This window comes from Maricaulis sp., from assembly GCF_030149235.1.
Classification (GTDB): Bacteria; Pseudomonadota; Alphaproteobacteria; order Caulobacterales; family Maricaulaceae; genus Maricaulis.
In genome coordinates, this window is the sequence record NZ_JASBRW010000027.1 from 19,773 (window position 1) to 42,999 (window position 23,227).

Below are 23,227 nucleotides of genomic sequence, written 5' to 3' on the forward strand. Positions count from 1 at the left end.
ATGTTAACGTCTGATTCAGAGCCGAGGCGCACGCTGACCCGTGAGATGAGGTCCGAAACGGGCCCGACTGGGAGGTGTTCATGCGTCACTGTCTAGCACCGGCAACCCTTGCCATATTGGCAATCTCGCCGGTTACACATGCCGCGCAATCCGTCGACAGCCTGGCCTGGCAGGCCGCCGCCGAGGAAAGCGAAACAGCTACGAATCTGCGCTGGCGTGTTAACGCTGAGTATATTGACCCAACCGGTGTTCTATTGCGTGAAAACGACGACGAAGGCGAACTCGCCGCTGTCACCGGGCAAATCGAGTTTCACCCCTTTGGTGACGAGTTCTACCTGTCCGCTGGCGCCCACCAATTGTTGATCGAAGGCGAGGCACCGGACTGGACCCTGCTGGTCGATATGGAACCGGCGGACCGCTATGCCACCGCCCATCTGAGCGAGATCGACACGACCGGCCGGCTGGAAGAGCTGACCCGGTATTTCGGCGCCGGCTTCACCGTGCGAACGCTGGATGACTGGTCCTTGACCGTTGAGGGCGGTGCCTATTTCCAGGACACAGCTTCGACCCGCATGGAATTACTCAACGACAATACCGGTGAACGGGTATTGCTGCTCGATGATCTCGACAGCATGGACAGCGGCTTGGTCCGCAATACCGATACCCGCTCGGTGAAGCCGGTTGGACACCTGGTGATCCGGCGGCGGTTCTAGCCGCGCAAGAGGTTAGCGCGACTCCGTCCCGCAAATCGAATAGGCGATCCCATTCGCCCGGTGATTCGTCCCCCGCTCGGGGACCGGAATGAGGGAGACATCACCATACCTCACCCCTTCTCCTTACCGGCGAAGCGTCCTAACCTCGGTGCCAATTCAGCTGCTTCACACTGGTCATGGCGCTCAACCTTTCCTTTCTTCCCTTTCTCAGCCGCGTCGAGAAGGCTGCCATCAAGGCGGTCGAGCATGAAGTGGAGTGGTTCTGCCTGCCGGCCGGACAAATGCTCTTCCGCGAGGGCGATGATGCCGATGCCTTCTATCTGGTGCGCTCCGGCGCCCTCGCAGCATTCCGCAATGGTGCGCTCGGACGGTCGGATCTGATCGGCTATATCCGCGCCGGCGAACCCGTCGGCGAGATGTCCTTGCTGGATGAAAGCCCGCACTCCGCCAGTGTCTACGCCCTGCGCGACACCGAACTGGTCCGCCTTCCCAAGGCCAGCTTTGAACGCCTTACCCGCAAGCATGCCAGCCTGATGCGCGAACTTGCCCGCATGATGCTGGCGCGGCTGCGTGGCTATAACCGTCAGACCGGGTCCGAGCCGAAGATCTTCGCCCTCGTCTCCACCTCCCCGACCATCGATCTCGATTTTCGCGCCGGAGAGCTGAGCGCTGCCCTCAAGCGCCTGGGACTGACCTGTTTCGTCGGCGATGAGACTTGCGCGGACTGGTCCGGCCAGAAACTTGATGCGGTTGAGGCCGAACACGACATCGTGCTTCTGATCGCCAAGATGAGCGATCCGGGCTGGGCCCGGCGCGCGATGGGGCGCGCAGACCGCATGTGGGTCTTCGCGAGGGCTGATGCCCGGCCCTCCACACCGCTCCTGCCGGACGATCCCTCACCGGCCACCAAGCTAAAACTGCTCGATATTGTCTTGCTGCACATGGGTGGCATCCGCCAAGCCGCGAAACCGCAGGAATGGGTCGATGCGGCCGATGCCTCGAGGCTGTTCCACTGGCGCCAGGACCATGCCCGTGCCGATTCTGACCGGCTCGCGCGGACCCTCGCCGGCCAGTCGGTCGGGATCATCCTTTCGGGTGGTGGCGCCCGCGCATATGCCCATTTGGGCGCGGTCCGGGCCCTGCGTGAAGCCGGCATGCCGATCGACTTCGTGGGCGGCGCCTCGATGGGCGCGATCATCGCTGCCGGCATCGGGCTGGAATGGTCTGATGACGAGCTCCAAGAGCGTATTCGCAAAACCTTTGTCGACAGCAATCCGCTCGATGACTGGGCCCTGCCGGTCGTCTCCCTGGCCAAGGGCGAAAAGGTAGACCAGCGCCTGCTCAATCATTTCGGGGATGTCGAAATCGCCGATCTTCAGCGCCCCTTCTTCTGTCTCTCCTCCAACCTCGCCACCGGCCGCCCGCATGTGCACCGGAGCGGCCTGGTGCGCGAGGCCTTGCGGGCCTCCATCGCCATACCCGGTCTGTTGCCTCCAGTGGTCGATGGCAATGACATCCTCGTCGACGGGGCGGTCTTCACCAACTTCCCGGCCCAGCAGATGCGGGCCTATCATCGCGGCGCGGTCGTCGGCATCGACGTGACCCGCGCCCAGGGCCTCAACCCGGCCGATTTCATCGACCCTCCCAGCTTTCTCGGCTGGGTGCGCAAGAATGGTCTGAAATCCCCGCCCCCGATTGCCTCGCTGCTGATGCGGGCCGCCACAATCGGTGTGGCCGATCATCGTGATGTTGGCCGCAGCGCCGCAGACATGCTGATCCTGCCCGATACGCCGGTGGATATCCGCGACTGGGGCGAGTTCGAGAGCGTGATCGAGGCCGGCTATGTCGCCGCCCAGGACATGCTCGCCGGCCTGTCAGACAAGATGCGCCGCCGCCTGCACCTGTCGCAGGTGATGCTGTAGCTAGTCCGGCAGGTCCGTCTGCTCAATCAGTTCCAGCGCCCTGTGCCCGGTCTTGTCGAGCATGCAGCCAGCATGGATGATGCGAGCGATTGAACCCCCCTCATAGACCGAGGCCAGATAGGCGCAATCGCTGTCCCGGAAGCTGATCCAGGCCTGCTGGGCTTCCTGGATGGCGTCATGCGCGGCTTGTCCCTGATAACGGTTGCGCAAGACCTGGTAAGCCTGGTTGAGCTGGGCATCCCAGGCCTCAGCCTCCTCCATCGAGCACTGCATCATGCCGACCGTAGTCTGACCGCCCTCGCGATAGGTCATGCAGGCCTCGGCGAACTGGCCGACACACTCCATGCGTCGATCGGCCAAGCCCTGATGCGCGCGCAGACAGGTGCTGATCGTGTCCGGTGCCGACAGGACATCCATCGCCGGCGAGCCCATCGGCTTGGGCTGGATTGCGAGTAGAGCTGCGCTCAGGGCGAGGACGAGCATGGCGGTCTCCTGTTTGACACCGGTCGGAGCCTAGCCAGCCTCGAGGCAACAAAAAAGGCCTCCCTGCTCGGCAAGGAGGCCTTTTTCAATTCTTTGCCCCGGCGGCTACGCCGTTTCGGTGAACAGTTCGCGGCCAATCAGCCAGCGGCGAATCTCCGACGTGCCGGCGCCAATCTCGTACAGCTTAGCATCGCGCAGCAGGCGGCCGGTCGGGTATTCATTAATATAGCCATTGCCGCCGAGCAGCTGGATCGCATCCAGCGCCAGCTTGGTCGCGGTTTCAGCGGCCAGCAGGATGGCACCGGCGGCGTCCTTGCGGGTGGTTTCACCGCGGTCACAGGACTGGGCCACCGCATAGACATAGGCGCGAGCCGCATTGGTCTGCACATACATGTCGGCCAGCTTGCCCTGGACCAGCTGGAACTCGCCGATCGACTTGCCGAATTGCTGACGCTCGCGGACATAGGGCTGCACCACATCGAGGCAGGCCTGCATGATGCCGATCGGGCCGGAGGCCAGGACCGCGCGTTCATAGTCGAGGCCGGACATCAGAACTTCGACACCGCGATTGAGCGGGCCCATTATGTTCTCCTCGGGCACTTCGCAGTCTTCAAACACCAGCTCACCGGTTTCCGACCCGCGCATACCGAGCTTGTCGAGCTTTTGCGCGACAGAGAAGCCCTTGAAGCCCTTCTCGATCAGGAAGGCCGTGATGCCGCGCGAATGCGCCTCCATATCGGTCTTGGCGTAAACCACGAGCGTATCGGCAGCCGGCGCATTGGTGATCCACATCTTGGAGCCGTTGAGGACGTAGCGATCGCCCTTCTTCTCGGCCTTCAGGCGCATGCCGACAACGTCGGAACCAGCGCCCGGCTCGGACATGGCCAGCGCTCCGACGTGCTCACCGGAGATCAGCTTGGGCAGGTAGCGGGTCTTCTGCTCGGGCGTGGCCCAGCGGCGGATCTGGTTGACGCAGAGATTGGAGTGAGCGCCATAGGACAGGCCGACCGAGGCCGAGGCGCGGCTGATCTCTTCCATCGCCACGACGTGCTCGAGATACCCCAGGCCAGAACCGCCGTCTTCCTCGCCGACGGTGATGCCCAGAAGGCCAAGATCACCCATCTTCCGCCAGAGGTCCGGCGGGAAGACGTCACTTTGGTCGATCTCGGCTGCGCGCGGCGCAATCTCGTCGGCTGCGAAGGAACGGACAGTGTCGCGGATCATGTCCGCGGTTTCGCCCAGGTGGAAATTCAAGGAGGGATAGCTGTTCGGTATCATGCCGCGCGATGTATCACGGCATCAAATCCCGTCAAGGCAAGGCGGGTCTGCACGCCGCCGGCGCGGCGCGAAAACCCTTAGGAATTACCCTTATCCTGCTGTTTTTCCATCCAGATGGAGAACAGCTGCCCCGCAGAGGCAAGGAAGACCAGCGTGCCGCCGATAAACATCCACGCTTCCATGTTGAGCTGACGCTCGCCCCAGATCTGGTCCAGGCTCGGGAATGCGGCCACGCCGCCAATGCCCGCAACCACCAGCCCGGCAATCAGAGACAGGACAAACATGATGGTCGAACGGTCCTTGGGCGCCGCCGCCGGTTCGGTCCCGGTGAAGACATCTTCCCCCGCAGCCAGATCTTCCGGCGAGAAATCATCATCAATGACCGGGTCACGGCGTTCATCAGCAATATCATCGACCAAGTGAGCCGCTGCACGCTCGACCGACGGGTCCGCCTCGACTTCGCCGAGCATGCCGTCCGCCGCGTCGACCGGATCGAAAGTCGGGTGCGGCGGCGGCGTGTCGTCATCAGCTGCAGCAATGACTTTCTCGACCACATCATGCACTCGGGCCGTTACGGCCTCGGCAACATCATCGGTAGTCTCATCACTTTCAACCGGCTGTGTTTCAGGCTCGGCCTCAGCCTCCACCGGTTCCGCTTCGACCGCCTCAGCGTCAACCTCAGACGGCTCAAGCTGGACAGGCGCCCGGGGCTCACTGTCCTCGTCGACATCGGCCATGGCCTCAGCCAGCTCGGCGAGTTCGGCCTCCACCGTGTCATCAACAGCCTCGGTGGCGGGCTCTTCATCGATCTGCGGAAAATGTGCAGCCAACTGACCGGCCAGGACGAAGCCCAGCGTGGCGCCTTCCGGCAGGGACTCGTCATAGGTCTGGATCGCGGCACGGCCGGTGACCGGACTTTCCGCATCCATCTGCACATGCCCGATTTCCTGGCTCATGCGCGCCACGACCTGGGCCGCCGCGGCTTCACTGCGTACCGTATCGGCGGGCGTCTCGGCCACAGCGTCGAGCGCTTCGGGCAAAGGTGTCGCCTCCGGCTCCGCCGGCCGGGCCAGATCGAGCGGAACGGTGGGAATGTTGGAAACGAACCCATTATGGGTGTTCGCCAAGCGCCGCGGTGCCGGGCGGGGGCGGGGCTCACCGATCGGCATTTCGGTATTCGCCGCCGGCGCGTCCTCTTGCGGTGTCCCCGGCTCATCGGACTTCAAGTCGACAACCGTCTCCACCGTCGCCTCAAGCTCGGCTTCGGCTTCGGCTTCGGCTTCGGCTTCGGCTTCGGCTTCGGCTTCGGCTTCGGCTTCGGCTTCGGCTTCGGCTTCCGGAGTTTCCGTCTCGAGCGTTTCAGCGGCAAGCTGCGGCTCTGCCACAGCGGCTTCCACCGCCTCGACTTGTGCCAAAGCGGCTTCAAGAGCGGGGTTGGTCTCTTTCGCTACAGTCGGCTGCGGCGCGACTACCGGTGCCGGTTCAGGCGTGATTTCGGGAGCGGCCTTGGGCGCGCGCATCTCGATCGGCATCTCACCGACGACGGCGAGGATGCGGGCAATTTCGTCTTCTGCTTCACGGCGCGCTGCGATCTCGCGTGCGGAGGGCGGCGGAGCGATCTCATTACCGGGGGCTGAACCAGCTGCATCCGCAGTCTCCAGGACCGGTACCGGCGCTTCTACCGGCGGCGCCATGGGCGCCTCGCTGGGATGTTCGACCTTGATCACCAGCTCAACCGTCGCGTTCTCGCGTTCCTCGGCCTTTTTCGAAGCCGGCGGCGCGAAGGAGGTCATGAACAGCGCGCTCTCCGCCTCACGCCTGTCGAGCCGGCTGTCACCATAAATCGCCAGCGCCTCTCCGGCCGCCATGGTGCGCCCCTCGAACAGGTAGCGGGCGACATCAGAGCGCTTGAAAGCAGTATTGCCAATATCATGCACAAACGACACGAGCGCATCACGCTGGGCCGGTTTGAGCGGGGAGTTCACCACATCTTCAATCGCCTGCTCGGCCTGGAGCACGTCGTAGATAAGCAGCAGGTCGGCCTCGTCCTGGCTGACCTTCGCGCCTTCTTTGGCAGCAGCGCGGTGCCCATAGCCGACAATCCAGCGGCCATTATCGGCGCGCACGGCCGTATCCCGAAACGGTTCAAACCGTTTGATGAGGTCGCGCGCAGCGCTGGTGGATTTCAGTTGCGGTTTCATAGTGTTCAGTTTTGACACGCTGATTTTTGATCCGACTGCGTCCCTGCAAGCCTGACGCCGCGCGGCGATCAGCTCGCGTCTTCACGGAAGATGTCGGTATTGTCGATGGCCGTGAAGGGCGAGAAAAACCCACCACCCGAACCGCCGCCCACGAGGTAGAGCGCCCCCTGCAAGGCCGCCGCGGCCGCATTGGTCCGAGGGCTCGGAAGAGCCGCCTCATCACGCCAGCCGGACTCTCCAGGAGCCCAGGAGGTGTGCAGGTCCAGCGTTGTATTATCCGCGCCGCGACCGCCGAAGACATGGATACGCTCACCGTCTCCGGCGACGGCCAGCCCGCCCCGGGGCTGTGGCAGAGCCACGCCGTTCGTCCATTCACCTGACTGCGGATCGAACACATCCACCCGGTCCAGCGGCCGTCCGGCCGAAAACCCGCCGATGACGTAAATCCGTCCGTCAAAGACGATCGTCGCAGCTGCGCTTCGGGTGATCCCCTCCGGAGTCGCCATCACATCCCAGCTGCGCGCGTCCGGGTCGAACACGAAAATCTCGCCGGCATCGCGCTGCCCGCCGACCGCATAGAGCTTGTCATCCAGCGCCACCAGGTCGAAATCGGCTTTCGGGGCCGGCATGGCGACCTCGCTCTGCCAGACACCGCCCTCCACCGACCAGGACCACATGCGGGCACTGGGCGCGACGCGTTGCTCGCCAATCGTCTGACCATCTGACCAGCGATCACCGCTCCAGCCGTCTCCGCGCACCGATCCACCGACCGCATATCCGCCGGCGACATAGATGCGCCCGGCCACAGCAGCCATGCCGAAACGTTCTAGACCGCGCGGCAACGGGGTTTCCGGGAACCAGCGATCGATCTCGGCGTCATAACTTTCAAATTCCACCCGCGGTGCCGTCACGCCAGCGCCGCCGGCGGCATAGAGACGGCCTTCAAGCACGGCTACGGCCAAGCCGGCGCGCGGCGCATCAAGGCGCGCAGCGCTGCCCCAGCGACCGTCTGCTTGTGCAGCAGGCACGACACCACCGGCCGGGACCATGACCGTCGAGGCCAGGCCCGCCGCCATGGCGAGCATGAGACTAAGTTTGCGCACGTATATCACCACCTATCGCACCCCAGCGCGACGCCGATATCATCACAGAAGGACGAGTGTCGCCAACCCCAGGAATGCAAGAAACCCGACGACATCAGTGACCGTCGTCACGAAAACAGACGAGGCGACGGCCGGGTCTGCCCCGGCCCGCATCAAGCCCAAGGGTATGAGAATGCCCGACAATCCGGCGCAGGCCAGGTTCAACACCATGGCAATCGCGATCACTCCGGCCAGCTGCAGATCACCAAACCAGAGCAGGGTTGTCACGCCCATCACGACGGCGAAGATCAAGCCATTGAGCGTCCCTGTCGCCAATTCACGCCAGATCACCCGGACCGAGTTGGCGGCGGTCAGATCCCGCTCAGCAATAGATCGCACGGCAACAGCCAGCGATTGCGTCCCGGCATTGCCGCCCATGGATGCCACGATCGGCATCAAGACGGCCAGGGCCACGATCTGCTGTATGGAGCCCTCGAACAGGGCGATCACGCCGGAGGCGAGGATGGCGGTGGCCAGGTTGACCAGCAGCCACGGCGCACGCGAGCGAACCGATTGCAGGACGGTATCGGCAAGACCGGCTTCGTTCACGCCGGCGAGCGCCAGCATGTCTTCCTTGTTCTCGTCCTGGATGACATCGACGATATCATCCAGGGTCAGCATGCCGGTCAGCCTGCCCGCGGCGTCGACCACCGGGGCGGAGACGAGGTGGTATTTCTGGAACAGGTAGGCGACCTCTTCCTGGTCGGTTTCCGGATCGACCTTGATCCGGGGCTGTTCCATGATTTCGGTCAGGCGCGTAGCCCGTGCAGCGCTGAGCAGACGGCATACCGGGATCTCGCCCACCGGCCGGAAGCCGGCATCGATGACAAACAGGTCGTGGAACTTGTCCGGCAATTCCTCATCGGTCGCCCGCATATGATCGAGCGCGTGCCCGACCGTCCAGAAACTCGGCGCAGCCACAAACTCGCGCTGCATGAGACGGCCGGCGGTCTCATCGTCAAAGGCCAGTGAGAGTTCGACAGCCTCACGGTCCGGAGCGGAAATCTCGGCCAGAACCGCTTCACGCGTATCGACATCGAGTTCCTCGATGACCTCGGTGGCGTCATCACTGTCGAGATCTGTAATCGCCGCCGCGAGATGCGAGGAATCGAGATGCCCCAGGACGACCTCGCGGGTGTCCGGCGTAATCTCGGCCAGAACCTCGCCGGTATAGACATCCGGCGTCAGCTCGGCGATGCGCTCCAGCCTGGAAGCAGACAGCTGCTCGAACACGTCCGCCGCATCCGCTTCGTGCAGGGGTGCAACGAGACGACGGATACGATCTTCATCGCTATCGTCGATGGCATCCTTAAGGTCGGCAACGAAGGCCGGGTCCGTATCCGCCCGGGCCGGCGCTTCCGTGAGGAGTTCGTCTTCAAAAGCGGCTTCGCTCATGGCCTCCTCCCTGGCGTTTATTGCGGGCAAATCAATCGGTTCGCCGCCAGCCTAAAACGCCCGCGCCGCAAAGGCGAGAGCGTGATACGCGACCAGGGAGAGAAATTTCAGGAACGGGACCGTCAGGCCAGATAGCGGCCGAACCAGCTCAATGTCCGCGACCAGGCCAGCTCCGCCGCCGCCCGGTCAAAGCGCGGCGTGGAGTCATTATGGAAGCCGTGATTGGTGCCGGGATAAAAATGCGCCTCATGCTCGACGCCGTGCGCCTGCAGTGCAGCCTCGTAATCGGGCCAGCCCGCATTGATACGCGCATCATTCTCCGCAAAGTGCAGCATCAGGGGCGCGCGGATCTGCGGCACATCCTCAACCGCTGCCTGACGGCCGTAGAAAGGCACGGAACAGGCCATGTCCGGATAGGCAACAGCCCGCGCATTGCAGACCCCGCCGCCATAGCAGAAACCTACGGCGCCAGCCTTGCCGTTCGAGCGGTCATGATCCCGGACGCATTCAAACCCGGCAAAGAAATCCGAGAGCAATCTCGTCGGATCGAGCGAGCGCTGCATTGTCCGCCCCTCCTCGTCTGATCCCGGGTAACCGCCCAGCGAGGTCAACCCGTCCGGCCCCAGCGCCAGGTAGCCCGCTTTGGCGACGCGCCGCACAACGTCTTCGATATAGGGGTTGAGGCCGCGATTCTCGTGCACGACCAGCACGGCACCGACGGGTTCGGTCATGCCCGCGGGCCAGGCCATCAAGCCATCGACAGAGCCATGCCCTTCGAGCGAAGCATAGCTGATCCGCTCGGTCACGATCTCCGGATCATCCGGAGCGACCTGTTGAGCCATGGCATAGTCCGGGCTCAGCTGGGCCAGCGCGACCGCGCCGCCTGCCCCGGCCAATTTGAGAAAATCCCGCTTGGACACGCGGCCATGCACATAGCCGTCGAACAGGTCGAGAATACGTTGATCGAAATCAGCCGCAGTCTTGCGCATGCCGGGCTCCCTCCCTCAGCTTCGAGAGAGAGTAGCGCCCGAACCCGCCAGGACAATCCGCAGCGTTTGACGGTGCTAGTCGCGAACCGGCGCACCATTGTCGAAGGCATCCCAGACATCCGCCCGCCAGTTAGGGTCCGGACGCTCGGCGCGAACTTCGAAAATCATGCGATCGACACGGGTTTCGCCATGCCGGTCGGTCGCCGTGACCGTGGCCACATGCACACCCTCGGGCAGAGTTTCAGGCAAGCGGTAGCGCCAGAGGTGCATATTCCGGTCGGCAATGGAGCGCTGCGGCTGGGCCGGGCCCAAGGTTGACGCATAGCGGGCATAGGGCGTCACACCCTGAGCATTGGGGTTGCCGGACCGGCTTTCAAACGCATGACGGGCGACGGTGAACTGGCGCTGGATGGCGAATGGATCGGCATAATCTGCACCGATCCGGGCCGCTTCACCTTCAGCCTCCTGGGTCCGCACCATGGCTTCAGCCGGAGCATCATTGATCACCAGGGAGACCTGGGTATCGCTATCACCGATCCAGACATTGGCGGTGATGAAGCTGCCCCCGGCGAGATCGTCCGGCGTGAGGAGTTTGACGTCCGGCAGGTCATAGAAATTCAGCGGCGGGACCGGATCACGGGTTTCGCGATCTTCCGCGCGCCAGGCGTTGATGGTCTCATACCAATGGCGAAAACCCGGTGTGTTGACCGACAGCCACATGGCGCGATCGCGCCCCATATTCGAGGCGATATAGCGCTCGGAGTACTCGCCCTCCCCGTCAAAGGCGAGTTCGACCCAGCCGCGCGGCGCTCCCAGACGGCTGAGGGACATCGGCGTACCATGCACATCCAGATCACCGCTGAACCAGGCGCCTGAAACCGCCCCGGCGATGATGTGACGGAAAGGCAGGCTGTCGACGCCGACGGCCTCGGTCCAGCCCTCGAAATGATCGCCCTCGGTGAGGTTTTCGATCGCATGCGTGTGCCCGGAGAGCGAGATGGCCTCGCGGTCGCCGATCAGCGTGTACAGATCTGTGACATTGTCGGTCTGGTGTGCCGTTGCGGTCTGGTCAACAAAGGAGACAAAGGGGATGTGGTGGGCGAAGACGAAGGTATCATCCTCGTCGGCATGGCTCAGCACACCCGCGACGAAGGCCATCTGATCGTCTGTGATCCGGCCATTATACCGCTTGCGTTCCTCATCGAGGCAAAACTCACGGCCCGCCGTCTGTGCATCAATCCCGGTGCAGGGATAGACGACATTGTCGAGCAGGATGAAGGTCACCTCTCCCATCTGGAAGGCGTAATAAGCCGGACCATAGAGATTGCGCCAGCTGTCGGCACTGTCGGCATCGAAATCGGCATCGAAATCATAATCATGATTGCCGTGGGCCCACCATTGCGGCACTCCGACCGCGCCCCAGATTTCCGCGACGCGCGGAATGAGACCAAGATCATCGCCCATCACATCGCCGACCGCGAGTAGGCAATCGACTGCTCCCGGGCCACGGTCGATAATATCGTCGACCGAACTGTCGCGCATGAAACCGACCTCGGTATTGGCGTAGGTCTGCACATCGCCGAGTATGGCGCAGGTGAATTCCTCATCGACCGCGCTTTCGATCAGCGGGAAATTGATCGCTGCCGGCAGTGGGCCGGTCGGCGGCAAACCGCCGAAACGCAGGGGCTTCGGGCTGCCGTCGGGTTTGTGTTCATAGGCAAATTGCGGCACCCAGTTTTCGTCGGTCGGGACCCGCCAGCCCGAGGGCTGGATGACGAAGACCGACATGTCGTCTCGCACCGGCAACTCATACCGTCCCTGCCGGTCTGTGGTCACAACCTCACGGCCATTCGACACCATCACTCCGGCAACACCGCGCTCGCGGCGCTGGTGCACTCCGTCGCGATTGCGATCATTGAAAACGCGCCCCGTCACCGTCTCGCGCACCTGCGCGCCCGGCTCGGCGGGAATCACCTCGATGTCAGCCAGATACGCCTCTTCCTGTGCCTGCGCCTGACCGGCGAGACAGAGAGAGACGGTGAAAACCCCACCGAAACGCAAAACCGAATGGATCATGATATCGCCCTCAAACCAATTGTCCGGGATTGGCTAGCAAGCGAATATGACGGCGGTGCTACACACCCTGCCGGAAGTTTAATGGGGTTTTGAGGAGAGCCAGATGGCTTGCCATCCAAGACCCGGGCTTGCCGGGTGAAGAATGGTGCGGTCGAGAAGACTCGAACTTCCACGGGTTTTACCCCACAGCGACCTCAACGCTGCGCGTCTACCAATTCCGCCACGACCGCACGTGTTGGAGGCGCGGGAGATAACAATATCCCTGCGGCTTGTGAAGCGGAAAATGCGGTGGCTTATGCAGCGGCGAAGAATTCGTTGGCGTCGGCCGGCCCGGTGATGGACACGGCGATGCGATCGCCCTGGATGACGACTTCACCGCGGGCAATGGGATGGTTGTTGGCGAGAATCCAGACTTCCTCGTCCTCACCCGAATCGAGCGGGATCACGGCTCCCCGGCCCATGCGCAGGAATTGCTGGATCGGCATTTTGGACCGCCCCAGCAGCACAGCTATTTCAACGTCGACTGCGCCGATCTGACTCAACACTCACTCCCGGACTTGCCGTTTGGGATTCGTACCACGATGTTTGCGCGATACGGTTTCAGCTCTGTTAAGACAAGACACAATGAACAAACCCCGGACCGAATGGGCGGTTTCGCCCGGCCATGTGCCCTATCCTGAGGCTGTCGCCTTTATGGAGGCGCGCGCCGCGGCAATTGCGGCCGGCGAGGCAGACGAGCTGGTCTGGCTGCTCGAACACCCGCCGCTCTACACGGCCGGCACCAGTTCCAAGCCGGAGGACCTGCTCTATCCGGATCGCTTCCCTGTCTATAAGACGGGCCGCGGCGGGGAATACACCTATCACGGCCCGGGACAGCGCGTGGCCTATGTCATGCTGGATCTGACCCAGCGCGGCCGCGATGTACGCAAGCTGGTGTGCAATCTGGAAGACTGGCTGATACGTACCGCCGCCGGCTTCGGCGTCACCGCAGAACGGCGCAAGGGCCGGGTCGGCGTCTGGGTGGATCGCTCCGGCGGGCGCGAGGACAAGATCGCCGCCATCGGCATCCGCCTGCGCCGCTGGGTCAGCTTTCATGGCATCGCCTTCAATGTCGCACCCGACCTGTCGCACTTTGGCGGCATCACCCCGTGCGGCATCTCCAACCCTCTCTATGGCGTCACCAGCCTGAAGGATCTCTCCAAACCGGTGACGATGGAGGATTTCGACGCCGAGCTTCACCTCGGCTTTGAGGAGATTTTCGGACCGGTCAGCCGCGCCGAACCGCCGGTCCTAGGCGAAAGCGCCGCCTAGTCGGTCTTTTTCGGCTCGTCTTCGGCGGCGGCATCCGCATCCGTATCGGCTTCAGCAGCCGGCACATCAGCGTCCTGTGCCTCATCAGCCGGTTCAGGCTTGGCCGGGGCTTCCGCTGCGGGTTCTTCTGCCGGCTCTGGTGCGGATTCCTCTGCAGGTTGAACCGGGGCCTCCTCACTGGCAGCGGGCTCCGGCGCCGCAGCCGGTGCGACAGCGGCAGGCTGGTACAAGGACGGCGTATCATCCATACCCTCGAGCGCGCCGCCGCGTCGCTTCATCTGCGCAAACCAGATACCGAAGGCCACAATGGTCAGCCAGAAGCCGAAATAGAGCCCAGTCTGGGCGCTGGAGACAATCGCCTCGCCAATGGCTTCATTGGCTTCGATATGCGCGGTGAAGGCATCGGTGAAAGCCGGATCCTGGACGGCCTCTGCAAAGGCCTGGTCATCTTCGACATCGACACCGTTTTCCGCCGCGAAATCACGCATGGCGGAGATCACGCCCGGCATGAAGGCGACGATGGCGCCAATCCCACTCACGACCCAGCCAACAACGACCGGGAGAAGACCCAGGGCCCGGCCCCGTTCCGCATGGGCCCGGCGATTGGCGTGAATGGAAAAGACGAAGAAACCGACGAGCAGTGCTCCGGCCCAGCCGTTGAGATGCATGATACCGGACTTCATCCGCCAGAAATCAAAGATCGCCAGCACAACCAGGCCCAGGATGTAGGCGGTGGTGGATGCACGGAAGGTCGGCAGGAAGAGCACGCCCGGATTCATGTCGATTCCCCTTAACTGGATACTTGGCGTATTACCCATAGAGGACCGGGATGCGTCAACGCTCAGAAGACGCCAATTTCACCGGGGTGATTGGGAAGACGGGTCTCAGGCCGGATCGACCGGCTTGGCCTCGCCCTCGATCACCGGGGCCGAACCATAGGCATTCTCGCCGGTATCACCCTGGGCCAGCCCGACCCAGAGCGTGTAGGCAACCCAGACGAAGGTATCGAGCAGGCCCAGAAGCATCACCGCGCCACCGGCCGAGGCCAGGGCCCAGGGGTCGACATCGCCATTGCCCAGGATGATGGAGAGCAGTGTTCCGCCCATCACCATGCCGACAATGGCCCCGACGATCAGCCGGATCACCCAGGGGATAATGTGCAGGACGGCGCTGCGGCCGGCATCATGCAGGCGTTTGCCGTAAACGCAGAAGCCGACATAAATCAGGCCGAGCCAGATCAGCCCGCCGATCAGGGGAATGAAGCTGAGCAGTAGGTTGGCGCCGATAATGACGAGCACGCCTTTCCAGAAATCATTCTGGCCGATGCGGCCGTTTAGATTGAAGAGCAGCGTCTTCCAGTCCGTCATCCCCGCACCCTCCACTAGGCGAATTCGATCATCAGCTCATCTGCAGCGACCGAAGCGCCCGCTTCAACATTGACCGATTTGATGGTGCCGTCCTTTTCCGCTCGGATGACGTTTTCCATCTTCATCGCCTCGACCACGAGCAGCGCCTCGCCAGCCTTGACCTCCTGGCCCTCTTCGACGTCGACCTTGACGATCAGTCCGGGCATCGGGCTGATCACCAGCTTGGCGGTATCGGCCTTTTCTTTTTCCGGCAGCAGGGCATGCAGCTCGGCCGAGCGCGGCGTGCAGACCAACGCGGTCACGGAGTAACCGCGATGACGCAGGGCATATCCCTCGGTCTTATTGGAAAAGACGACGGCATAGTCCTCACTATCAATGCGCGCCTCGAACAGAACGTTGCCAGGCAGCCAGGCCGTTTCCAGCGTGATGCGTTCCGGACGCAGCGACGGGATCCACAGGCTCGCCTTGCCCAGAGCGGACATTTCCACCTCGACCGGAATATTCCGGCCATCCATCAGCACAACCCATTCGCGCGTCACCTCGACCGGCGCATCGGCCAGGCGGCCGTCGGTCTGCGCCGCGCGCCGCTCCATCACCTCGTGCACATAGGACGCGGCGGCGGCGATGTAGACCAGCTGGTCCTCTCGCGGCGCGGTGCCGTTGAAACCCTCTGGGAAGTGCTCGGCGATATAGCCGGTATTGATCCGGCCGGAGCGGAAATCCGCCTCGTCAAGAACGGCCGACAGGAAAGGGGCATTGGATTGCAGACCTTCCACATGCAGGCGATCGAGGGCCGCGGCCAGGGTATCGATCGCGGCCTCGCGGGTCTTGGCATAACCAATCACCTTGGCAATCATCGGATCGTAGAAGAGCGAGATCTCATCGCCTTCGCGCACACCGCTGTCGATGCGCAGCGTGCCCCCGGCGAGATTGCCCTCTTCCGGCTCGGTAAAGCGCTTGAGACGACCGATGGACGGCAGGAAACCGCGATACGGGTCCTCGGCGTAAAGGCGCGCTTCCACGGCCCAGCCGTCGATCTTGACCTCACGCTGGGTCAGTTCCAGCTTCTCACCGGCCGCCGAACGGATCATCTGTTCAACCAGGTCGAGCCCATGCGTCATCTCGGTGACCGGGTGCTCCACCTGCAGGCGGGTATTCATTTCCAGGAAGTAGAATTTGCGGTCCTTGTCGACGATGAACTCGACCGTACCGGCGCTGTCGTAGTCCACGGCCTTGGCCAGTGCCACGGCCTCGGCCCCCATGGCGTCGCGGGTCTTCTTGTCGAGGAAGGGCGACGGGGCTTCCTCCAGGACTTTTTGATTACGGCGCTGGACTGAGCATTCACGCTCGTCGAGATGGATGACATTGCCGTGTTTGTCGCCCATCACCTGGATCTCGATGTGGCGCGGCTCGACGATGAATTTCTCGATCAGGATGCGGTCATCGCCAAAGGAGGTGCGGGCCTCATTGCGGGCCGCCTCGAAACCCTCGCGGACCTCGGTCTCGTCGTGGGCAATACGCATGCCCTTGCCGCCACCGCCGGCCGAGGCCTTGAGCATGACCGGATAACCGATCGCCTTGGCCGCTGCCACGGCGGTATCGGCATCATTGATCTCGCCATCCGCGCCCGGAATGGTCGAAACGCCGGATTTGGCGGCGAGCTGTTTGGAGCGGATCTTGTCGCCCATCGCCTCAATGGCGTTCACATTCGGCCCGATCCAGGCCACGCCCGCCTTTTCCAGTTCGGCCGGGAAAGCCGCGTTTTCCGACAGGAAGCCGAAACCCGGGTGAACCGCGTCAGCGCCGGTTTCCTTGATCGCCTCGAGGATCTTGTCCATGCGCAGATAGCTGTCGCCAGGAGCCGGCGGGCCGATGAAGACGGCCTCATCGGCCATCTCGACCGCCATGGAATCAGCGTCGGCCTCGGAATAGACAGCCACGGTGGGAATACCTAGGCGGCGGCAGGTCTTGATAACCCGGACTGCGATCTCGCCGCGATTGGCGATCAGGATCTTTTTGAACATTGAGGCCCCAAATCGGAAACGGACAGGACGTCCAGCTGGTGTCAGGGTTTAGCGTGGCTTCGCGCGCTGCAGCAAGTGCGCGCCTGCGTCTTTGCCACTACGCGTCTAATCGTCCTCATCGGGAAGCCGGTCCAGCCAGTCGAATTCGATCGCCCGCAAACGCCCAACCACAGTAACCAGGAAGGCGGTTGACCAGCCGATCAGCAGGAAGCCGTTAAAACCCTCAATGGCCGCCACAAGGCGCCACTGGCTCTCGATATAGACGTCGCCCATGCCCAGCGTGGTGAAGGTCGAGATCGAGAAATACAACGCCTCCTCGAAGGTCGCGAACTCGCCGAGGCCGTAATAGAGCACGGCATAGGCCCACATTTCGATCGAGTGTATAAAGAAGAGACCGAGCACGACTATCAGGATGAAGACGGACTGACGCAAGAGGCTGCGGCGCGGATGCAGGTGATTGGACCGGGCTCGCATTATGCCCATCAGCACCATCAGGCCGAGCATGTGTATGATCACCGTGCCGACCGCCATCAGGCCGGATACCAGTAATGCCGCGCCCATATGCCCCTCCTGGCTGCATCTTTGTCCTTAGCAACAATAAGGAAATCGCGCGAATCTGGCCTTCCGGCAAGACTGCGTTAGTGTCGCGCCTGAACTGAGGGGAATCAGATGAGTCGTCCGATCTACAAGATCTCGTCCATTGCACGTCCGTTGGAGCCGAAATACCCGACCAATCTGGCCGTGCTGATCCTGCTGCCGATCGCCGGCCTGATTGTGGGGGCCGCCGCCTGGGAATTTCGCGATGCCAGCATGCTGGAAGCCGCCGCAACAGGCGGCGAAGGCGCTCTCGTCGCTTTCATCGCATGGGCGTTGGGCCGCGAGCTCGACCCCGACCGCAATGAGGCCGCCTTCATCGGCATGGCCCTCGCGGTTGCTGTGGTCGCGATCGGCTGGTCGCCGGCGGTCTGGTCACTGGCCCTCGCCCTGATGGCCACGCGGATTGTCAACCGCACCGTGGGACAGCCGGCCAAGGCATCAGACCTGGTCCTCGTGCTTGGCCTCGCGGCAGCGGCGGTGTTCCGCGATGGAGTCTGGCTGATGGGCGCGGTTTTCGCCCTCGCCGTCATATTCGACGTCATGCTCGATCGGACGCGAGTGCTCAGTCTGATCTTCGCCTTCCTCGGGGTTGGCTTGTCGGTTTTTGTTCTGGTCGAGCGCGGCGGAGAGCCGATGGCCCTGATCGAGGCCGGGCTGGCGGCGGTGGAGATCGAATGGATGATCACCACCGGCATCGTCGCTGCCATATACGCCCTGATGCTGCTCAGCCTGCCGCCGGTCGAGAGCGTCGGCGACGCCACAGAGGCCCCGCTCGATCGCATCCGCATACGCGCCGGCGGGCTGATCACGCTGCTGGCCGTGTTCGCGTCCCTCGCCGAAGGCCAGGACGCGCTGCTGGCCAGCCTGCCAATCTGGGCCGTGATCGCCGGTGCAATCCAGGCGCGGGCCATGCCCAAGGCAACGGGTCGCGCCAGCTGAAACACCGACTCTGAGCCCCGACCGCCCGGCTCGACGCTATTGGACGCCCGGAATGGGCGTGGCGGATGATGTATCGGAAAATGCCGAAACTTTTAAACCGAGCTCACCACTCACCGCCCCAGGTCATTGGTTTGTTAGGCCTTTGCCACCTGACGCCAAACACAACGCAATCCCCCACCGCCCCGTTTAGACCGCCAAAATGCTCCTGAACCGCATGCATTGACCTTACGGAATGCTGCCCGCCCCGACATCAGACCGGGTTAAGCGACAAAGCGGGGTCGGCCTAGGGCATAAGCCGCCAACGCCCCGGCCGGACCACCCCAGGGCGGGCACGGGTCGGCGCCACGAAGAGCCGACTTTAAGCCCACTGCAAGGACATCCCTCTATTGCATTGTTTTTATTTCGACCTGCCGGTTAGTTCTCATAGCAAATGGGGCACCCTATTCGCCCCGGGCCGGAGCCCAGGCGAGCCCGTCTGGCTCGTCACCGGCCACGACTCGTCCGCTCACGGTGAGGCTCTCCGGGTCGATAATGGTGACGAAGTCATCCTGGGTATTGGCGACGAAGACGCGGCTGCCATCCGGCTGCATCAAGATGCCGACCGGGACAGCTCCGACCCCCACTGATCCAATCGTCTGACGGCGCTCTGCATCAATCACCGCGACGGCGTTTGAGGCCGCATTGGAGACATAGACCTGCGCGCCATCAGGCGTGAATTTGAGCCGGATCGGGAGCTCGCCGCCACTTGGCAGACGAGCAATTTCAGTCATGTCTTCAGTGGAGTAGACGCGAATCTCATTGTCCTGCCTCATCCCGACCCAGAGTTCTGAGCCATCCGGCGACACATCAATGGCCTCCGGGCCATTGCCGCTTTCAATGATCGAAACCTCATCGCGCACCAGGTCGATCACGGTGATCGACTGGCCGGAGAGATTGGCGACATAGATGGCGCTATTGTCCGGCGCCACGGCGAGCTGGTGACTGCCCGGCCGGCCGGTATCCCAGCTGCGCGAGATCACACCCGTGGCGGTGTCGAATTCAACGATCCGGTTGGTACGCTCCGCAGTGACCCAGACATGGGCGCCATCATTACTGGTCCAGATGCCGTGCGGACCGCGATATTCCCCGAGCGACCAGGTCGCAATCGCGCTGTCGGTTTCCAGGTCGATCACCGTCAGGCTGTCGCCATAGGACCCGCCATAATCGGAGACATAGGCGAACCGCGCATCGGGTGAGACATGCACTTCATGCGGATTGGGCTGGGTGGGGATAACCGCCCCCTCTTCCAGCGTCACAGCGTCGACCAGGGAGACCGTATTGGCGGCCTTATTGACCACGACCAGACGGTCTTGAGCCTGGGCCCCGGCACCCAGCGTCAGGGCCAGCACCAAAGCGCTCGTGCTCATCCAATTCTGCAGCGTCGTCATCGCTATCCTCCCCGATCTTGCGATACCAGCAGGTCAAAGCCCGTACTGTTGGCCGGCGAATTACGCCGCTCGGGTCATTTGGAAAGGCACAGCACTGATGCGCGGTCAGGACTCAGTCGCCTTCCGGCTCGGCATCGGCCAGCAGGAGGTCGACAGGCGGGGCCTGGATGGCATGGTCCTCGACCCAGCCCCAGCGGCAATCGCCATTATAGGTCCGCATGCGCTCGGCCTCGACATCCAGCGCGCACTGGTCGAGATCAAAGCCGTAGACAACACCGACCCAGTCGGTCGGAACCGCTTCGGTCTGTCGATTGGCCCGGCGGCAGGCATAGGCCGCTTCACCGGCGAGTGCCGTGTCGATCGGGGCGTAGGACGCCCCCGGCCCCGCCCAGACAATATGCACTTGCGGCCCGTTGCGCGGATCATGGTCGGGGTCACGGGCAAACTGGCTGGCCACGCAGAGCGACAGGCCGTCATCGCGACCATAACGGACTGGTTCGGTGGCGATATTCACACGCACCGGCTCGGCCTGATCGCTCGCCGCCGCAACCGCATTGATCGGTAGCAGGGTGAGGATCGCAGCCGCAGGCGCGAGAATGAATGCCGTTACCAGTCGCCACATCGGGCTATTACCTTTGCGATTCGGATGGGCGAAGCGTTAAGACCGCCCAGCCGGCTCAACATGCCCACGCCACTGCATGCGCAGAAGAGGGATCAGCGGCGGATTTATACCGCTTCCTCACGGCATGAGTGTGATAACCGTCACTGAGAATGATCTTTACAGCCTGTCCGTGTCCTACCGGCCACATATTATCTAGGGAGTTGGTGTGGCTTTGCGCGCGCTCCGAGTAGGCGTAAGCTTGCCGCCATGAAACTGTCTGATGCCCTGTCTCGCGAGGAATTGCGCGCCCTGTCGCAGGCCTCGAACTGGCGCGGCGGCCTGATGCTGGGCGGCAATCTTGTCATGCTCGCCGCGGCCCTGGCGCTTAGCGCCGTGGAGCCGCTTTTCGCGCCGCTCTCCATCCTGCTGATCGCCGGTCAGCAGCTGGCCTTCGCTATTGTCATGCATGACTGCGCTCACAAGGCGCTGTTCCGTACGCCCTGGCTCAACGAGTTTGCCGGCAAGTGGATTGGCGGCGCCGCGATTGATGCGCCTTTCCTCGCCTATCGCGCCTATCATTTCGAACATCACAAGCATGCCGGCACGGACCAGGACCCGGACCAGGGCCTGGTGAAGCATTATCCGGTGAGCCCGGACAGCCTGCGCCGCAAGTTCATCCGCGACCTGACCGGTCAAACCGGGATCAAGGAAGTCATGGGCAGCTGGCGCGCGCCCACCTTTGCCGCCAAGGCGCCCTTCCTCGCCTTCCACCTCGCACTGGTCGGCCTTTTAGCTCTGACCGGCGCGCTCTGGACCTACGCCCTGTGGTGGGCGGCACGTATCTTCATCTTCCCGGCAATAATGCGTATGCGAAATATCGGTGAACACGGCGTCGCCCTGGACCGCTATGACATCGAACCACGCCGCAATACCCACACCACAAGGGCCCGCTGGTGGGAGGTACTTACCGTCGCGCCGAACAATGTGAACTACCATCTCGAGCACCACATGTTCGCATCAGTCCCGCCCTATCACCTGCCCAGGCTGCATCGGCTGCTGGCCGAGCGGGGTTATTATGACGGGTATGACTGCGTGACGGAAGGGTATCCGGCGATGCTGCGGAAGGCTGTGCGGGGATAATTCCGCCCGCCCCTAGAGCGGTATATTATCGTGCTTCTTCCAGGGGTTTTCCGCCTTCTTGTTCTTCAGCGTGCGTAGCGCTGCGATCAGGCGTTTGCGGGTGTTGCGTGGCATTATGACGTCATCGATATAGCCGCGGCCGGCCGCAATGAAGGGGTTGGCGAAACGGTCTTCGTATTCCTTCACATGCTCGGCCATCTTGTCGGCATCACCGAGATCCTTGCGGTGAATGATCTCGGCCGCACCCTTGGCGCCCATGACCGCGATCTCGGCGGTCGGCCAGGCGTAGTTCACATCACCGCGCAGATGCTTGGAGCTCATCACATCGTAAGCACCGCCATAGGCCTTGCGGGTGATGACGGTGAGCTTGGGCACGGTCGCTTCGGCATAGGCGAAGAGGAGTTTGGCGCCGTGCTTGATGAGGCCGCCATATTCCTGCTTGGTGCCCGGCAGGAAGCCCGGCACGTCGACGAAAGTCACCAGCGGAATGTTGAAGGCGTCACAGAAGCGCACGAAGCGGCCGGCCTTGCGGCTGGCATCGATGTCGAGCACGCCGGCCAGGCTCATCGGCTGGTTGGCAACAAAGCCGACAGGCTGACCATCGAGGCGGCCGAACCCGACCACCATGTTGGAGCCGTAGTCCGGTGCGATCTCGAAGAAATCGCCCTCATCCGCCACCTTCTCGATCAGCTCCTTGATGTCATAGGGCTTGTTCGGATTGGACGGGACCAGCGTATCAAGGCTCGCCTCGGAACGATCGGCACTGTCATAGCTCGGGCGCTTGGGCGGGTTTTCGCGGTTGGAGAGCGGTAGGAAATCGACCAGGCGGCGCAATTGCACCAGGGCCTCAAGATCATTCTCGAACGCGCCGTCAGCGACACCGGATTTCTTGGCGTGCACGGAAGCGCCGCCAAGCTCTTCGTGGGTCACTTCCTCATTGGTGACGGTTTTGACCACGTCCGGGCCGGTCACATACATGTAGGAGGTGTCCTTCACCATGAAGATGAAATCGGTGATAGCGGGCGAATAGACATCACCGCCGGCACAGGGCCCCATGATCATGGAAATCTGCGGCACCACGCCGGAGGCCAGCGTGTTCTGCAGGAAGATATCGGCATAGCCCCCCAGAGAAGCGACGCCTTCCTGGATGCGGGCCCCGCCGGCGTCAAAGATACCGATCACCGGGGCGCCATTCTGGATCGCGGCCTTCTGGATCTTGACGATCTTCTGGGCATGGGTCTCCGACAGCGAGCCGCCGAAGACGGTGAAATCCTTGGAGAAGAGATAGACCAGGCGGCCATTGATCGTGCCATGACCGGTGACAACGCCATCGCCCGGGATCTTCTTGTCGGCCATGCCGAAATCATTGCAGCGATGCTCGACGAACATGTCCCATTCTTCAAAGGAGTCATCGTCGAGCAGCAATTCGATCCGCTCACGCGCGGTCAGCTTGCCCTTGGCGTGCTGGCTTTCGATACGCTTCTCACCCCCGCCGAGGCGCGCCTGGGCGCGTTTCGCATCGAGTTGTTCCAGCACGTCTTTCATGGCGTCCGCCCCGTAAAACTGAGTCTTCTACCCCGCTCGATAGCAGAGGCGGCGTGGGCGAGGCAATTCGCAGCCGC

20 protein-coding genes and 1 tRNA gene are annotated in these 23,227 nt (G+C 62.7%); 5 read left to right on the plus strand and 16 right to left on the minus strand.

All coding sequences use genetic code 11. From position 1 onward, the window contains the following. Positions 1–80: 80 nt before the first annotated feature. Both Q1V51_RS04250 and Q1V51_RS04255 read left to right on the plus strand, forming a co-directional pair. Positions 81–713, plus strand: coding sequence for a hypothetical protein (locus Q1V51_RS04250; protein ID WP_300553309.1), 633 nt, complete (start codon positions 81–83; stop codon positions 711–713). A gap of 176 nt (positions 714–889) precedes the next feature. Continuing rightward, entirely contained in the window at positions 890–2,635 is a 1,746-nt protein-coding gene (locus tag Q1V51_RS04255) for a patatin-like phospholipase family protein (protein WP_300553312.1), read from the plus strand. On the opposite strand, the gene Q1V51_RS04260 is transcribed toward Q1V51_RS04255, so the two are convergent. The 9 genes from Q1V51_RS04260 to Q1V51_RS04300 all read right to left on the minus strand — a co-directional run bounded on the left by Q1V51_RS04260 (position 2,636) and on the right by Q1V51_RS04300 (position 12,741). Then, positions 2,636–3,118, minus strand: coding sequence for a lysozyme inhibitor LprI family protein (locus Q1V51_RS04260; protein WP_300553315.1), 483 nt, complete (start codon positions 3,116–3,118; stop codon positions 2,636–2,638). A gap of 105 nt (positions 3,119–3,223) precedes the next feature. Beyond that, positions 3,224–4,396, minus strand: a complete 1,173-nt coding sequence (locus Q1V51_RS04265; protein ID WP_300553317.1) for an isovaleryl-CoA dehydrogenase — start codon at positions 4,394–4,396, stop codon at positions 3,224–3,226. A 77-nt stretch (positions 4,397–4,473) separates the two neighbouring features. Beyond that, the gene (locus Q1V51_RS04270) at positions 4,474–6,597 is read right to left on the minus strand and encodes a glycoside hydrolase family protein (RefSeq protein ID WP_300553320.1); all 2,124 of its coding nucleotides are present in this window, start codon (positions 6,595–6,597) and stop codon (positions 4,474–4,476) included. Positions 6,598–6,665: 68 nt separating this feature from the next. Then, positions 6,666–7,700 (minus strand): kelch repeat-containing protein, encoded by a 1,035-nt coding sequence (locus Q1V51_RS04275; protein ID WP_300553323.1) that lies wholly within the window; start codon positions 7,698–7,700, stop codon positions 6,666–6,668. A 42-nt stretch (positions 7,701–7,742) separates the two neighbouring features. Beyond that, positions 7,743–9,134, minus strand: a complete 1,392-nt coding sequence (gene mgtE, locus Q1V51_RS04280) for a magnesium transporter (RefSeq protein ID WP_300553326.1) — start codon at positions 9,132–9,134, stop codon at positions 7,743–7,745. 122 nt (positions 9,135–9,256) lie between these two features. Next, a complete protein-coding gene (locus Q1V51_RS04285) occupies positions 9,257–10,123 on the minus strand; it encodes a dienelactone hydrolase family protein (protein ID WP_300553329.1) in 867 nt (288 codons plus the stop codon). A 75-nt stretch (positions 10,124–10,198) separates the two neighbouring features. Next, positions 10,199–12,199 (minus strand): calcineurin-like phosphoesterase family protein, encoded by a 2,001-nt coding sequence (locus Q1V51_RS04290; protein ID WP_300553332.1) that lies wholly within the window; start codon positions 12,197–12,199, stop codon positions 10,199–10,201. A 143-nt stretch (positions 12,200–12,342) separates the two neighbouring features. Beyond that, a tRNA-Leu gene (locus tag Q1V51_RS04295) sits at positions 12,343–12,429 on the minus strand. A gap of 63 nt (positions 12,430–12,492) precedes the next feature. Continuing rightward, positions 12,493–12,741, minus strand: coding sequence for a FliM/FliN family flagellar motor switch protein (locus Q1V51_RS04300; protein WP_300531849.1), 249 nt, complete (start codon positions 12,739–12,741; stop codon positions 12,493–12,495). Between the two features lie 82 nt (positions 12,742–12,823). Here Q1V51_RS04300 and lipB point away from each other — a divergent pair, with 82 nt between their 5' ends. Then, positions 12,824–13,510, plus strand: coding sequence for a lipoyl(octanoyl) transferase LipB (lipB, locus tag Q1V51_RS04305; protein WP_300553335.1), 687 nt, complete (start codon positions 12,824–12,826; stop codon positions 13,508–13,510). On the opposite strand, the gene Q1V51_RS04310 is transcribed toward lipB, so the two are convergent. From Q1V51_RS04310 to Q1V51_RS04325, 4 genes are all read right to left on the minus strand, one after another. Further along, complete coding sequence (locus tag Q1V51_RS04310; RefSeq protein ID WP_300553338.1) at positions 13,507–14,289, minus strand: hypothetical protein; 783 nt, start codon at positions 14,287–14,289, stop codon at positions 13,507–13,509. The two genes, lipB and Q1V51_RS04310, sit on opposite strands and share 4 nt — an antisense overlap. A 105-nt stretch (positions 14,290–14,394) precedes the next feature. Then, positions 14,395–14,877 (minus strand): DUF805 domain-containing protein, encoded by a 483-nt coding sequence (locus Q1V51_RS04315; protein ID WP_300553340.1) that lies wholly within the window; start codon positions 14,875–14,877, stop codon positions 14,395–14,397. Between the two features lie 14 nt (positions 14,878–14,891). Continuing rightward, a complete protein-coding gene (locus Q1V51_RS04320) occupies positions 14,892–16,901 on the minus strand; it encodes an acetyl/propionyl/methylcrotonyl-CoA carboxylase subunit alpha (protein WP_300553343.1) in 2,010 nt (669 codons plus the stop codon). Positions 16,902–17,006: 105 nt separating this feature from the next. Then, entirely contained in the window at positions 17,007–17,462 is a 456-nt protein-coding gene (locus Q1V51_RS04325; protein ID WP_300553346.1) for a potassium channel family protein, read from the minus strand. 108 nt (positions 17,463–17,570) lie between these two features. On the opposite strand from Q1V51_RS04325, the gene Q1V51_RS04330 reads away from it, so the two are divergent. After that, positions 17,571–18,437 carry a hypothetical protein gene (locus tag Q1V51_RS04330; protein ID WP_300553348.1) on the plus strand — a complete coding sequence of 289 codons (867 nt, stop codon included), beginning with the start codon at positions 17,571–17,573 and terminating at the stop codon, positions 18,435–18,437. 440 nt (positions 18,438–18,877) lie between these two features. Here the strand turns inward: Q1V51_RS04330 and Q1V51_RS04335 are convergent, their stop codons facing one another. Together Q1V51_RS04335 and Q1V51_RS04340 are read right to left on the minus strand one after the other, a co-directional pair. Beyond that, positions 18,878–19,864: a YncE family protein gene (locus Q1V51_RS04335; protein WP_300553350.1), complete on the minus strand. Its 987-nt coding sequence runs from the start codon at positions 19,862–19,864 to the stop codon at positions 18,878–18,880. A gap of 112 nt (positions 19,865–19,976) precedes the next feature. Beyond that, complete coding sequence (locus Q1V51_RS04340; RefSeq protein ID WP_300553353.1) at positions 19,977–20,486, minus strand: hypothetical protein; 510 nt, start codon at positions 20,484–20,486, stop codon at positions 19,977–19,979. Between the two features lie 246 nt (positions 20,487–20,732). Here Q1V51_RS04340 and Q1V51_RS04345 point away from each other — a divergent pair, with 246 nt between their 5' ends. Beyond that, the gene (locus Q1V51_RS04345) at positions 20,733–21,605 is read left to right on the plus strand and encodes a fatty acid desaturase family protein (RefSeq protein ID WP_300553356.1); all 873 of its coding nucleotides are present in this window, start codon (positions 20,733–20,735) and stop codon (positions 21,603–21,605) included. Between the two features lie 12 nt (positions 21,606–21,617). On the opposite strand, the gene Q1V51_RS04350 is transcribed toward Q1V51_RS04345, so the two are convergent. Beyond that, positions 21,618–23,150: an acyl-CoA carboxylase subunit beta gene (locus tag Q1V51_RS04350; RefSeq protein WP_300553358.1), complete on the minus strand. Its 1,533-nt coding sequence runs from the start codon at positions 23,148–23,150 to the stop codon at positions 21,618–21,620. Positions 23,151–23,227 lie beyond the last annotated feature (77 nt).

What these genes read in the sequence shown, in the direction of transcription:
- lipB (WP_300553335.1), top strand. Translation starts at nt 12,824, where the DNA reads ATGAACAAACCCCGGACCGAATGGGCGGTTTCGCCCGGCCATGTGCCC.
- Q1V51_RS04260 (WP_300553315.1), bottom strand. Translation starts at nt 3,118, where the DNA reads ATGCTCGTCCTCGCCCTGAGCGCAGCTCTACTCGCAATCCAGCCCAAG.
- Q1V51_RS04350 (WP_300553358.1), bottom strand. Translation starts at nt 23,150, where the DNA reads ATGAAAGACGTGCTGGAACAACTCGATGCGAAACGCGCCCAGGCGCGC.
- Q1V51_RS04335 (WP_300553350.1), bottom strand. Translation starts at nt 19,864, where the DNA reads ATGACGACGCTGCAGAATTGGATGAGCACGAGCGCTTTGGTGCTGGCC.
- Q1V51_RS04315 (WP_300553340.1), bottom strand. Translation starts at nt 14,877, where the DNA reads ATGACGGACTGGAAGACGCTGCTCTTCAATCTAAACGGCCGCATCGGC.
- mgtE (WP_300553326.1), bottom strand. Translation starts at nt 9,134, where the DNA reads ATGAGCGAAGCCGCTTTTGAAGACGAACTCCTCACGGAAGCGCCGGCC.
- Q1V51_RS04330 (WP_300553348.1), top strand. Translation starts at nt 17,571, where the DNA reads ATGAGTCGTCCGATCTACAAGATCTCGTCCATTGCACGTCCGTTGGAG.
- Q1V51_RS04320 (WP_300553343.1), bottom strand. Translation starts at nt 16,901, where the DNA reads ATGTTCAAAAAGATCCTGATCGCCAATCGCGGCGAGATCGCAGTCCGG.
- Q1V51_RS04310 (WP_300553338.1), bottom strand. Translation starts at nt 14,289, where the DNA reads ATGAATCCGGGCGTGCTCTTCCTGCCGACCTTCCGTGCATCCACCACC.
- Q1V51_RS04270 (WP_300553320.1), bottom strand. Translation starts at nt 6,597, where the DNA reads ATGAAACCGCAACTGAAATCCACCAGCGCTGCGCGCGACCTCATCAAA.
- Q1V51_RS04250 (WP_300553309.1), top strand. Translation starts at nt 81, where the DNA reads ATGCGTCACTGTCTAGCACCGGCAACCCTTGCCATATTGGCAATCTCG.
- Q1V51_RS04255 (WP_300553312.1), top strand. Translation starts at nt 890, where the DNA reads ATGGCGCTCAACCTTTCCTTTCTTCCCTTTCTCAGCCGCGTCGAGAAG.
- Q1V51_RS04285 (WP_300553329.1), bottom strand. Translation starts at nt 10,123, where the DNA reads ATGCGCAAGACTGCGGCTGATTTCGATCAACGTATTCTCGACCTGTTC.
- Q1V51_RS04290 (WP_300553332.1), bottom strand. Translation starts at nt 12,199, where the DNA reads ATGATCCATTCGGTTTTGCGTTTCGGTGGGGTTTTCACCGTCTCTCTC.
- Q1V51_RS04325 (WP_300553346.1), bottom strand. Translation starts at nt 17,462, where the DNA reads ATGGGCGCGGCATTACTGGTATCCGGCCTGATGGCGGTCGGCACGGTG.
- Q1V51_RS04340 (WP_300553353.1), bottom strand. Translation starts at nt 20,486, where the DNA reads ATGTGGCGACTGGTAACGGCATTCATTCTCGCGCCTGCGGCTGCGATC.
- Q1V51_RS04265 (WP_300553317.1), bottom strand. Translation starts at nt 4,396, where the DNA reads ATGATACCGAACAGCTATCCCTCCTTGAATTTCCACCTGGGCGAAACC.
- Q1V51_RS04345 (WP_300553356.1), top strand. Translation starts at nt 20,733, where the DNA reads ATGAAACTGTCTGATGCCCTGTCTCGCGAGGAATTGCGCGCCCTGTCG.